Genomic DNA, 11,205 nt, shown 5'->3' on the forward strand with positions numbered 1-11,205 from the left:
GCGCAGGAACGGCGGTGACGAAAATGGGTTCGGACATTCCGGAAACCGCCTTACTCGACCCACCACCAGCCCTCACCGAGATCATGTGTTGGGCCTCCTATGTCGCCCTCCGCGGTTTGAATGATCGTCTGAGGATCGGCCTTGCCCGGTATGTAGGCGAACCCCTCACCGGATTCGGCACGCCACTTGTCAACGAAAACCGGAAAATAGAGACCGTGCTCTTGGGCTTGCACGTCTCCCTCTATTGACAGGTACTTCATCCACGAAGGAACCTCAAGCGGCCGGCCGCTCTCGTAGGAGGAGGCAAGGTCGGCGAATGTCTCATGGTGCAGCCGGATCTGGCTCTGCAGATAGACCACTTTCCAGTCTGCCGTCCAGATCAGCAGCCCCAGGATCGAGGTGGCCGTCAACACCGCCATCGAGCGTCCGTACGCTTTGACAGCCAGGTAGGACAACACACCGGACAAAGACCACAGCAGCGACCACAGCCAGCTCCATACGAGCAGCAGCTTGTAAAGCAGCGAGTTTTCCAGAAACAGCGATATCCGAAGGTAGGAAACGAGCGCCAGAAGAATCCAGCCGACCGCCGCCAGCAAGGAGAGCAGCCATGATTTCCGCATAGCAGGAGGAATGGGCATCGGAAAAGTGTCGCGGCATCCCCGCGTCACTCGCCATGCCTTGCTCGATGTCTCTACCGAAGCTGCACAATCTCCACACAGGCTTCCGCCGGCGATCCGGACGAAAAGTTCACCTGATGAACGTGAGCAGCTGAGCGCACCGGGACGGCAACCGCACACCGGCGGCCCGGTCGGCTTCTTCGTGACGTCTGTCGATCGTGAGACCGGCTCGGTAGTCCTCCAGCATGGCCCGCACCACCTCAGGGTTCCTCATGGCCTCGCGCCACTCGTCGTGGTTCGCCTGGCCCATGCTCCGCGGGTCACCGCGATACCAGCCGTCCGGGTCGGCGTTGATGACGCGCTCGGGTATGTCCGGCTGGGCGAAGAAGAACCAGTGCCACCACTGGGTCGCGAACCTCTCGGTGATGCGGGACAGGTGATCGCTGATCGGCAGGCAGTCCATGAACACCACCTGGGACACCGCCTCGGGGTGATCGAGAGCGAGGCGCAACGCGACCGCGCCCCCACGGTCGTGCCCCAAAGAACTCATCACCGCCACCGCGTCGTTCGCGACGGCGCGCTTGGAGTACCCGGCGTGGTCGGCAGTGGGTGCCGGACCACGCGAACGACCGTGAAGCCGCGCTCGACGAGCCGGGGCGCGACGCGATGCCAGGTCGCGGAAGTCCGAGGATGGCCGTGCAGCAACAGCACCGGCGGGCCCTACCCGCCGTAGCGGACGAAAATGGATGCTTCTCCGACGTGAATCAGATCAGTTTCGAAGTCCTCGAACATCGCCCCAGCATCTCTCATAAATCCGAAAGGACGTCGAGCCTGCCGTGCAAGGGTCTGTCGACCATCGAGCCAGGTGACCGCATAGCGCCGTGATTCGCTCGGATCGCCAACCTCGGCGGCTCCGCCGGCATACCGACCAGCCGAGCACGCTCGGGTGGTCCTCCACCGCAGACGACCAGGATGCAATATGTGAAATCGAAATTCACATGGCGGATTCCCGGTGTATGACATCAGGAATGCTCTGCGCGGGTGGCCGCCCGGTCTGCCTTCGGCGAGGACCCTTCGCGTGATCTCCGAGGCAGTTTCCCCGGTAGCAGGGTCATTGTCAGTGAAGCCAGGAGCAGCAGTCCAGTGACCGCGTACACCATTCTGGGGCCGATCAGGGCGGTCATGACGCCTGCCATCAGGAGCCCGGCGCTGACGGTGGTGTTGAGCAGAGCGCCGTGGGCGGCGAAAACACTGCCGTGAAGGTCGCTGTCGGTCAGGCGGACGAGTATGGTCTGCCGGGCCACCGCGAAGCCGCCCAGGGCCAGTCCGTTGAGGGCGGTGAGGACGAAGACAAGGTCCATTCGAGTGCTCACGGATACCAGGAAAACCGCCACGCCCGTCGCCGCGACCGCGATGAGAGCCACCGCGGAGGGGCTCAGCGGCGTCCCGGATCTGGTCAGGACGACCCCCGCCGACCAGGCGCCTGCCAGTTGCCCGCCCGCGAGGACCATGGTGATCAATCCGAAGGCCGTCGAACTCGCATGAAGCTCGTCCTTGACCAGGAAGACTTCGGCCACGTTGGTCACCTGCATGGCAAAGATGATCACTAGTCCGAGGCCGATCACGCGGATCAACGTCGGCTGGGCCGAGATGGCCCGCAGGCCGGGGACCAGACCTGATCTGCCACGGACGGAGCGTGCGGGGGCGGCGGGAGGCAGGAGCCAGGCGCTCACGGGCAGCGCGAGGTAGGTGACCGCATCGATGAGCAGAGCGACCCGCACGTCGGCGACGTCCATGAGGACACCGGCGATGGGCGGCCCCAGCAACATCCCCATGTTCGCGGACATGGACATCCGAGCCTGGGCCTTGCTCAGTAGCGCGTCCGACGTCGAGCTCGCCACCGCTTTCTGGGTCGCCGGCATCACCACTGCCATGAGGCCGGCCAGGACAGCGGTGAGCAGAACGGTGATCACCACGCTACGGGCGTACGCCATGGTCACGCAGACCAGCACCAGTGCTGTTCCCGCGCCGTAGAGCACCTTCTGCAGGGGCACCCGGTCGGCGATTCTGCCTGCCAGCCCTGCTACGGCCACGCTCGGCACCGCCAGCGCCAGAAAGAGCGCGGCGATGGTGGCGCCTCCGGTGCCCCGGTCATGGAAGTCCAGCATCATGGCCGTAATGGCGAGGCCGTCACCCATGACCGATATGCCAGTGGCAAGAGAGAGTATGAGGACACGATGATTCATATGGCAATCATTATGCGTGTGCCCGTTTACCCGCTATTGTTTCGTCGTGGGACGAAACGTCATACGAGTGGATATAGAAACGCGAGACCTGGCAAGGGTCAGATTCGCGACCTCACCAATTCTGGAGACGGTTCATGGCCTTTGGGTTATGTCCGGACGGTATCCGGAGGGTCTTCATCGTCGCTGGAAGGAACGTAATTCGACGGTGTACGTTCGGCGTCTGAAAGACGACCCGGTGATCGCGATGCTCGCGGGACTACTCAAATTCAATTCCTACAATGCCGACTTCATCGTTCCACCACCGCCGCGTGCCGGGATCTCCATCGCAACGGAACTCGACATGGTTCGGGCAACACCACTCGCGAGGGCGCGCGCCGAGTTGGCGCGCAACCTGAAAGGGCGGCCAACGCCCGAAATCCTTCGGTCCGAAGACCTGGTGGATCGGATCGCGGAGGCTCTGGAAACCGTCTGGGAACTCCTGATCAAGGATGACTGGCCCCGCTTCAGGGCGGTCCTGGAACAGGACATCGCGCAGCGCGCGAACCGGCTGGCGACGATCGGCTGGTCGGCCGCGGTCGAGGACATCAATTCGGGATTCCGGTGGTGCACCTCACCCGAGGGGGAACATCTGGAGATCCGAGGCCACGGAGAGGGGCGGTACAGCCTCGACGGAGACGGCCTGCTCTTCGTGCCAAGCATCTTCGCGCCGGTGGCCCTGCAACTCGAACGGCCCTGGCCCCGCTCCGTGGTCTATCCCGCGAGAGGTGTCGCCACCTTGGGAGAGACCTCCGGAGCCATCGGAGGGCTTGAAAAACTGATCGGCACCTCGCGGGCGGCGCTGCTGCGCGCCCTCGGCGTGCCCTCGACCCCCACGCAGCTCGTCGCCCGGCTTGAAATGAGCCTTGGAGGTGTCGGAGATCATCTCGCCGTGCTGCGCTCCGCCGGGCTCGTCAGCCGAGCACGCACCGGACGGTCGGTGCTGTACCGGCGCTCGCCGGCCGGCGACCAGCTCATCGAGCTCAATCCTTGACCCGAGACGGCGCGGAATGCCGCCAGCGGCGTGTTCTTTGACCACTTTGAGCATGCTCTTCACCCTCTGCCATCTGCTCCACCCGCCGCCATGGAACGCGGCCGGGATCCGGTCGGCGGAGCGTTCCCCTGACACGGCAAAAGCACCGCACGTAGCCTGAGGTTGTCGGGACCATTGCGGATACGGGCGGGGCCTGCTCATGCGCGACGGCAGTACAAATGGCCCAGCCGCCGAAGAAGGCATCGGGCGGCGGATCGCTCAGGCTCGCAAGCTGCGCGGCCTGACACAGCAGCAGCTCGCCGACCGGGTGCCCTGTTCCAAGAGCCTGATCGCGCAGGTCGAACAGGGACACAAGCCGGCCACGCAGGCCCTCATCACCGCCGTGGCACGAACCCTGCGGATCGAGCTCGGCGAGCTGACCGGTCAGCCGTACCGGGATCCCGGCGCGCGAGAGGATCGGATTCACGAGTGCGTCCCGCAGATCCGGCGGGCGCTCCTGTCGTGGGATCTGCCCGACGAGGACATCCCGCCGCCACCGATGGAGCAGCTCCGCATGGACGTGCGGCGCGCGTCCGCACTGGGCAGACAGGCCCGGTACGTCCAACTCGGGGAGATGCTTCCGGGCCTGCTGGAGGAGTTGACCCGCGCCGTCCACGTCAGCGAGGGAACACGCCGCGACGAACTCTTCGGGCTGCTCTCCGAGGCGTACACAGGGGTGACGGCGATCGCCTACACTCTGGGCTACTTCGACCTGCGCGGCCTCGCCATGGATCGCGTGGCATGGGCTGCCCAGGCGTCACAGGACCCGCTGCGGGTCGCCCGCACGCAGTGGCAGCGTTCGACGCTGTTCCTGGCCACGGCCACCTACGACAAGGGCCTGATTCTCCTGGATCGGGTGCGGCGAGACGTCGGCGAGGATCTCGGCCGGCTGACCGCCGCCGAACTGAGCGTGTACGGCGCGGCTCATCTCCGATCCGCGATCTTCGCTGCCCGTGCCACTGACCGGCAGAGGGCATTCGAGCACATCGAACACGCCCGCGAGGCCGCCCGCGTACTGGGCCAGGACGCGAACCACTACGGCCTGGAATTCGGCCCCTCCAACGTGATCATGTACGAGGTCGCAGCCGCGGTGGAGATGTACGACGGCGGCGAAGCGGTCCGCCGCGCTCGGCATGCCGTGCTCCCTCCGGCGGTCGCACCGGTCCGGCTCGGCCACCACTACATCGACCTGGCGCGCGGCTGGCTCTACCACGGCGACCGCCAGAAGGCCCTGGAGACACTGCTCGCCGCCCGCCGGATCGCCCCTCAACAGACCCGCAACCATCCGATGGTCCGCGAAACCGTCCGGATGCTCGTCAACCTCGAACGGCGACGCCCCCGAAGCCTCAGCGGCTTCGCGACCTGGCTCGGCCTGCCGTAGCGGATCCAAGTTTCACGAACTCGTGATACTTCACCATCTCCCGTGACGGCCACGCTGTCTGCATGCATCGAGACACGGGACCACCGCACACGTCGGATGCTGGGCAAACCTCGCCCTCCGCACCGAGCGAACGGCCTCCTGTGTCCTGCACCGCGCCGCACACACCCCGTATTCGTACCGGCCCGTCCGGCCCGTACGGCGTACCCCTCCACGTCCTTCCCTGCCCCATGAAGCGGGCCCGTCCTCCACTGCGAACGACCGGGCCCGCGATCAAATGGAGGTCCGATCAGTGAACGATGCCAAATCCACCATTCCCGGCTGGCGGTTGATTCTCAGTGATGCCGGGCGGTTGTGGGCCAGCCGCGAGGAACCCTTCTGCGCTCTCGGGTTCCACGCCGGGGCCGAGCGGACGGTCGATGCCGACAGCCTGGAGGCCCTGCGGGCCGAGACCGAGCGGCAGGAGACCATCGCGCGACAGGCGCGGCAGCGGGCCGCCGGGCAGGTGATCTCATGATCCGCCGCCGCCCGCCCACCGCCCGCGGACGCCACCGCGACGGCCAGACCGCCGCCCCGGTCCCGCACTACACCTGGGACCACCAGGCCCACGCCGAAGCCGCGATGCTGCAGATCACCTGGCCAGGATGGGCCGTGTTGTACGGAACGGGCAGCCGACTCTTCCATGCCATCGCCACCTGGCCCACCCCCGAACCACTGCTCCTATGCGACCGGACCATCGACGGGCTGAAAGCGCAGATGCGCGAGGCCGAGATGACCTCACTCCTGCAGCGTTGGGCGCTCACCTCCACCTCGGCCAGCATCGGCCACTTCTGAACGGGCACGGCGGCCGCACCTTCCCCGGCCTGGGCCGCCGTACCGCACGGGTGTGAAGAGACGCCCATGCGGTGCGCGACGCGGGTGGGCACGCTCACCCGGCCTGCCCGCGTCGCCCACGCAGAAGCCCCCAAATATCCGAAAACGACGTCTCGGAAGACGGCCTCGGCACCGCGAGAGGGGTGATTTCTGTGATCTGGGTGACGAGGCATGTCCACAGCGCGCAACGTTGACCCGCGATGGACCGGTCTGATGCTCCGCCTCCGAGGCCGGTTCGTACGACAACAACGGAGCAAAAAGGAGGATCGTGACTGAGAACGAACCGAACGCGCGGGACATCGCCGCGATGGACGAGGCGGAGCGCGCCCAGTGGTTCTACGACAACCGCGAGCAGGTCGCCGAGGAGTCCACCCCTGCCGTCCTTGATCGTGCCGTATCAGTGCGGGTCAGCCCCGATGACCTCGGCTTGCTGACCGAGGCCGCGACAGCGGTGGGCATGAAACCGAGCGCGTGATTGCACAAGGTCGGACTGGAGGCCGCGGCGATGGCATCTGCTGCCCCGCCTGCGGCAGTGCTGTCAGGGGAGGAGACTCGGCAACTCCAGGATTCGGTCCTGAACATCGTGGAACTGCTGGAGCGCAGTGGCATCAGGCTTGACACGGCAGCAGACGAACGCGATCGATCGCTGGTTCTGAAGTCGCTACGCCGCACGCGAAAGAAGAAAGTCAAGAGAGGTAGGTGGCCGCATCGATGAGCAAGGCGACCCGCACGTCGGCGACGTCCATGAGGACACCGGCGATGGGAGGCCCCAGTAACATCCCCATGTTCGCGGACATGGACATCCGAGCCTGGGCCTTACTCAGTAACGCGTCCGACGTCGAGCTCGCCACCGCTTTCCGGGTCGTCGGCAACACCACATGTCGTGTTTGACGCCACTGCTGGACGGGTGCCTCCAGGGTGACGGTGGCGCGGGCAGTCAGTTGATGTCGTTGAGTCGTGCGCCGATGAGATCGAGTGCGTGTTGCTGCGTGCTGTTGAGAACATCTGTTGTGTGTTCGGTGAAGAGTCCAGCAACTCCGGTGAGGTCTATGTCCGACTCTGTTTCGTTGAGTTCTCGCACGATCGGCGCGAAGGTTGCGACGAACTTGTCAACGAACCGGTCAAGTTCATCGTCGCCGGTGTGGGGTCCCAGGCTTTCGAACTGTGCGATCACGGTTGTGATGGCGGGCAGGAGACCGGGGTCGCTGATCCGTTCGTAATACCCGACGAGGTAAGGCATGCCGTCGGCGCCGACCAGGTGGGCGAGGAGAACGGTTTGATCCCGGTCGATTCGTGCCATCGCCGGGGAGAGCCCGCCGGCCGCAAAGGTGGTGAGAAACCGCGCGAGCTCGGGCGGGATGTCCGGCGCTGCTTTCTGTTCCCGGAGCCGGGCGATGAGATCGCGCTGCGTGGTGAGCCGGTCGATCTGGGCGGCGAGTTCTTGATCGAGCCGATCAAGAAGCCCTATGGCCTGATCGCCGGTCTCATCGAGAAGGGCGGGCATCTGCTCCAGTGGTATTCCGAGGGCGGCGAGACGTTTGATACGTAGGACTCGGATCAGATCGTGCACGTCGTACTACCGGTAGCCGTTGGGTCCGCGGGGCGGCTCGTCGAGGACGCCGACCTGATGGTAATGGCGGAGTGCTCGGACGGTGACTCCGGCGAGCGAGCCGAGTTCGCTACTGTTCACCGCTGGCCACCCGCGCCTCGTTCGTCATCATTCGCCCTGGGTTCTCTGGTTCCAGTCTACGAAGCGACCGTGCGGTCAGTGCGAGGACGAAGGCGGCGGTCCATACGGCTGCGAGTGCGAGAGCTGCGACATTGACGCTGATGTACTCGGTGAGCATGGCCGCCAGCACGATGCCGGCCGGTGGGGCGGCGGTCATCATGGCGTTCTGGGTGCCCATGATCCGTCCTAGCATCGTCTCGGGTATCCGCTCGATCATGAGCACGCCGATCAGGCTGCCGAACAGTCCGCTGGAGAATCCGACGACGAACGCCCCAGCGAACACCACCCATACGGACGGTAGCGCGGCGATGAGGGCGATCCCGGCTGTTGTTCCGGCGAGACCGGTGACGAACCAGGCTCGGCGGGCACCGCGCGTGCCGGCTGCGGCGTAGCTCGCGCCGCCGAGGAGCATCCCGAGGGCGAGGGCGCTCAGCACGAAACCGAGGAGGCCGGACCGATTCTCCTGGGTGAAGAACACCGGCAGCACGAGCCCTTGCAGCGCCCCGAGGACCAACACCGATGCCAAGCCGATCATGGTGACCGCGAGTAGGAAGCGACTGCGGAACAGGGCCCGCCAGCCGTCACGCAACTGTGACCACCCGGTACCGGTCGGAGCCGCCGCGATACCGTCCTCCGACACGATCGTGCCGACGTGCCGCGGAATCAGGAGCGTGATCAGCGCGGCCACCAGCGACGTAGCGGCGGTGATCCACAACACCGTTGAGCCGTCGAAGAGGATCATGAGAGTCCCTGCCGCCGCCGGCCCCAGCAAGATCGTCACCGCACCCAGAGTCTCTCGCACCCCCATCAGTCGTTCGGCACTGACGCCCCCGTGGCGAACGACCGCGGGAAGCAGCGCCTCCCGTGCCGTCGCACCGGGCACGTCGCCGAGCGAGCCGATGATGCCGAACAGAATGAACCACCCCAGGTTGAGCCCCGACACCAGATCGACCAGCGGCAACGCGGCGATCGACGCGGCAGAGACGAGATCGGTGATCACCGAGGATGTGCGCCGGTTGATGCGGTCGATGACCACCCCCATCAGCAACCCCGCGAGAACGGCCGGGACGGCGGTCGCTGCGGCGACCGCTCCTGCACCAAGCGCACTCCCCGTGGTCTGTAACACGATCAACGGCAACGCGATCCCCGCGATCGAGTTCCCGAGCAGGGACAACACGTACGAGGCGAGATATGCGACAGGAACGAGCTTCATGTCTCAAGCACAAACTATGACGTAGGGGCGGAGTCAAACTCACCGCAGAACGCAGGGCGGGGGCCTACATCCCGATGCCGTGCTCGTGCTGTGGACCGTGTCGCTGTTGCGGGTCGTGGTTCGACGCGGCGAGTTGTGCCTGTCGTCCGGCGCGGGCACGGAGAAAGGCACCCGTACGGCGCGTGACACGAGTGGGCGGAACCATCCGGCGCACCACCGTCCACCCCGGCATGCCCGACTTCCGCGCCGGCGCCGGTCGGCGCGGCTCAACCGGCTGACTCCGGGAGAGCCGCGAATCGACGTCAGGCTACCTTGACGTCAAGGTAGCCTGACGAAATACTCGAACCATGTCCACTCCCGACGAACTTGAACGTCAGTTCACACTCCTGACCGCGGCCGCGCGCTACGACGCGCTACGCACCCGTGACGTCCTGGCCGCACCGGCCGATGAGGACGACCCCGCGCTCACACCGCCCGACCCCGGCGCGGAGCCCCTGACCCGGGGCGAGGCGCTGGAGCTTCTCGCGCTGGGCGAGGTGATCGCGCGGAAGGCGGGCTACGGACGTCAGCTCTCCGTGCGCTCCGCCCGCCGGGCCGGCGCCTCGTGGTCGCAGATCGGTGCCGCCCTGGGAACCAGCAAGCAGGCGGCGTGGGAGGCCCACAACCGATGGATCGACGAACAGGCCGGGGAACGCGACGGTCACTGGGGCTGGGACGAGAACGACCTGGCGGCCGCGCGCGTGCTCGCCGGCACCCCCGAAGGCGAGGACACGAAATGAGCGAGCACGCCGGGACCGCCGTCCACCCCTTCGTCCTCGACATCGCGCAGGCCGACCTGGACGACCTGACCGACCGCCTGGCCGCGACCAGATGGCCGGATGAGCAGGCCGGTGCGGGCTGGTCCCAGGGCGTGTCGATGGCCTACCTCAAGGAACTGACCGCATACTGGCGCACCGGCTACGACTGGCGGGAACACGAGGCACATCTCAACCGGTTCCCCCAGTTCACCACCAGGATCGACAACGCCGACATCCACTTCCTGCACGTCCGTTCCCCCCAGGCCGATGCGCTGCCGCTGCTGATCACTCACGGCTGGCCCGGATCCATCGTGGAGTTCCTCGACGTCATCGGGCCCCTGAGCGACCCCCGGGCTCATGGTGGCGACCCGGCCGACGCCTTCCACCTGGTGATCCCCTCCATCCCGGGATACGGACTGTCCGGACCGACTCGCGAGGGCGGCTGGGATGTGCACCGGGTCGCGAAGGCCTGGGCCGAGCTGATGCGGCGCCTGGACTACCACCGCTACGGCGCGCAGGGCGGCGACTGGGGCCACGCGATCACCCTGGAGCTGGCCGCCGTCGACACCGGCCGTGTCGTCGGAATCCACCTCAACACCCTGCTGACGCCGCCTCCCAGTGACCCCGCCGAGGCCGCCGAGCTTACCGATGACGACAGGGCACGGCTCGACCGGCTGGTCAGCGCGGAGCCGGAGATGTCGGGCTACGCGAAGATCCAAGGCACCCGGCCGCAGACACTGGCCTACGCGCTCACCGACTCCCCCGTCGGGCAGCTCGCCTGGATCGTCGAGAAGTTCAAGGAGTGGACGGACTGCGCGGACGTGCCCGAGGACGCGGTCCCCCGCGACCGGCTCCTGACCAACGTGATGCTCTACTGGCTCACCGCGACCGCCGGGTCGTCGGCCCGCCACTACTGGGAGGCCTTCCATCCCTCCCGGCCGCCGCGTACCGGGCCGTCGGCGACGCCCACCGCGGTGGCGGTCTTCGCCGCCGACGTGGCCCGCCCTGTCCGGCGGCTCGCCGAACGCGACAACAACATCGTCCACTGGTCGGAGTTCGACCGAGGCGGCCACTTCGCCGCGATGGAGGAACCCGACCTGTTCACCGACGACGTCCGCGCGTTCTTCCGCCGGTTCCGCTGACGGGCTCTGGAGCGAACCCGATACCGGCGCGGCACGCTCGGAATCACGGCGACTCAAGATTTTCCCCTCACATTCCGTGAGCACGCGGCCCCGGGGAGGCTGCCCGGTAACCCGACATCAGTCCGGTTGAGCACCGGTGCG

13 protein-coding genes are annotated in these 11,205 nt (G+C 66.4%); 7 read left to right on the forward strand and 6 right to left on the reverse strand.

Annotated features, from left to right (window positions below):
* Positions 1–50: 50 nt before the first annotated feature.
* The 3 genes from IG98_RS0106400 to IG98_RS0106410 all read right to left on the reverse strand — a co-directional run bounded on the left by IG98_RS0106400 (position 51) and on the right by IG98_RS0106410 (position 2,863).
* Entirely contained in the window at positions 51–638 is a 588-nt protein-coding gene (locus tag IG98_RS0106400) for a hypothetical protein (RefSeq protein WP_157594181.1), read from the reverse strand.
* Between the two features lie 109 nt (positions 639–747).
* Positions 748–1,167 carry an alpha/beta hydrolase family protein gene (locus IG98_RS53140; RefSeq protein ID WP_245651414.1) on the reverse strand — a complete coding sequence of 140 codons (420 nt, stop codon included), beginning with the start codon at positions 1,165–1,167 and terminating at the stop codon, positions 748–750.
* Positions 1,168–1,639: 472 nt separating this feature from the next.
* Positions 1,640–2,863, reverse strand: a complete 1,224-nt coding sequence (locus IG98_RS0106410) for an MFS transporter (RefSeq protein ID WP_030906895.1) — start codon at positions 2,861–2,863, stop codon at positions 1,640–1,642.
* A 148-nt stretch (positions 2,864–3,011) separates the two neighbouring features.
* Here IG98_RS0106410 and IG98_RS0106415 point away from each other — a divergent pair, with 148 nt between their 5' ends.
* The 5 genes from IG98_RS0106415 to IG98_RS0106435 all read left to right on the forward strand — a co-directional run bounded on the left by IG98_RS0106415 (position 3,012) and on the right by IG98_RS0106435 (position 6,658).
* Positions 3,012–3,893, forward strand: a complete 882-nt coding sequence (locus tag IG98_RS0106415) for an ArsR/SmtB family transcription factor (RefSeq protein WP_084195158.1) — start codon at positions 3,012–3,014, stop codon at positions 3,891–3,893.
* Between the two features lie 199 nt (positions 3,894–4,092).
* A complete protein-coding gene (locus tag IG98_RS0106420; RefSeq protein WP_030906901.1) occupies positions 4,093–5,313 on the forward strand; it encodes a helix-turn-helix domain-containing protein in 1,221 nt (406 codons plus the stop codon).
* Between the two features lie 289 nt (positions 5,314–5,602).
* A complete protein-coding gene (locus IG98_RS0106425) occupies positions 5,603–5,827 on the forward strand; it encodes a hypothetical protein (RefSeq protein ID WP_030906903.1) in 225 nt (74 codons plus the stop codon).
* Positions 5,824–6,144: a hypothetical protein gene (locus IG98_RS0106430; protein ID WP_030906906.1), complete on the forward strand. Its 321-nt coding sequence runs from the start codon at positions 5,824–5,826 to the stop codon at positions 6,142–6,144. The genes IG98_RS0106425 and IG98_RS0106430 overlap by 4 nt, the downstream gene beginning before the upstream one ends.
* 307 nt (positions 6,145–6,451) lie before the next feature.
* The gene (locus tag IG98_RS0106435; protein WP_030906909.1) at positions 6,452–6,658 is read left to right on the forward strand and encodes a hypothetical protein; all 207 of its coding nucleotides are present in this window, start codon (positions 6,452–6,454) and stop codon (positions 6,656–6,658) included.
* Between the two features lie 462 nt (positions 6,659–7,120).
* Here IG98_RS0106435 and IG98_RS44560 read toward each other — a convergent pair whose 3' ends face one another.
* The 3 genes from IG98_RS44560 to IG98_RS0106450 all read right to left on the reverse strand — a co-directional run bounded on the left by IG98_RS44560 (position 7,121) and on the right by IG98_RS0106450 (position 9,089).
* On the reverse strand, positions 7,121–7,687 hold the full coding sequence (locus IG98_RS44560) for a hypothetical protein (RefSeq protein WP_051751680.1): 567 nt from the start codon (positions 7,685–7,687) through the stop codon (positions 7,121–7,123).
* 72 nt (positions 7,688–7,759) lie between these two features.
* Complete coding sequence (locus IG98_RS48390) at positions 7,760–7,873, reverse strand: MerR family DNA-binding transcriptional regulator (protein ID WP_084195160.1); 114 nt, start codon at positions 7,871–7,873, stop codon at positions 7,760–7,762.
* The gene (locus IG98_RS0106450; protein ID WP_211263887.1) at positions 7,863–9,089 is read right to left on the reverse strand and encodes an MFS transporter; all 1,227 of its coding nucleotides are present in this window, start codon (positions 9,087–9,089) and stop codon (positions 7,863–7,865) included. The genes IG98_RS48390 and IG98_RS0106450 overlap by 11 nt, the downstream gene beginning before the upstream one ends.
* Positions 9,090–9,472: 383 nt before the next feature.
* Here IG98_RS0106450 and IG98_RS0106455 point away from each other — a divergent pair, with 383 nt between their 5' ends.
* The gene (locus IG98_RS0106455; protein WP_030906917.1) at positions 9,473–9,904 is read left to right on the forward strand and encodes a hypothetical protein; all 432 of its coding nucleotides are present in this window, start codon (positions 9,473–9,475) and stop codon (positions 9,902–9,904) included.
* Positions 9,901–11,064, forward strand: coding sequence for an epoxide hydrolase family protein (locus tag IG98_RS0106460; protein WP_030906920.1), 1,164 nt, complete (start codon positions 9,901–9,903; stop codon positions 11,062–11,064). The genes IG98_RS0106455 and IG98_RS0106460 overlap by 4 nt, the downstream gene beginning before the upstream one ends.
* Positions 11,065–11,205 lie beyond the last annotated feature (141 nt).

The organism is Streptosporangium amethystogenes (assembly GCF_000721075.1).
GTDB lineage: Bacteria > Actinomycetota > Actinomycetes > Streptosporangiales > Streptosporangiaceae > Streptosporangium > Streptosporangium amethystogenes.

Excerpts from the sequence above, each read along its gene's own strand:
- IG98_RS0106400 (WP_157594181.1), bottom strand. The coding sequence starts at position 638 with ATGCCCATTCCTCCTGCTATGCGGAAATCATGGCTGCTCTCCTTGCTG.
- IG98_RS53140 (WP_245651414.1), bottom strand. The coding sequence starts at position 1,167 with ATGAGTTCTTTGGGGCACGACCGTGGGGGCGCGGTCGCGTTGCGCCTC.
- IG98_RS0106410 (WP_030906895.1), bottom strand. The coding sequence starts at position 2,863 with ATGAATCATCGTGTCCTCATACTCTCTCTTGCCACTGGCATATCGGTC.
- IG98_RS0106415 (WP_084195158.1), top strand. The coding sequence starts at position 3,012 with ATGTCCGGACGGTATCCGGAGGGTCTTCATCGTCGCTGGAAGGAACGT.
- IG98_RS0106420 (WP_030906901.1), top strand. The coding sequence starts at position 4,093 with ATGCGCGACGGCAGTACAAATGGCCCAGCCGCCGAAGAAGGCATCGGG.
- IG98_RS0106430 (WP_030906906.1), top strand. The coding sequence starts at position 5,824 with ATGATCCGCCGCCGCCCGCCCACCGCCCGCGGACGCCACCGCGACGGC.
- IG98_RS44560 (WP_051751680.1), bottom strand. The coding sequence starts at position 7,687 with ATGCCCGCCCTTCTCGATGAGACCGGCGATCAGGCCATAGGGCTTCTT.
- IG98_RS0106455 (WP_030906917.1), top strand. The coding sequence starts at position 9,473 with ATGTCCACTCCCGACGAACTTGAACGTCAGTTCACACTCCTGACCGCG.
- IG98_RS0106460 (WP_030906920.1), top strand. The coding sequence starts at position 9,901 with ATGAGCGAGCACGCCGGGACCGCCGTCCACCCCTTCGTCCTCGACATC.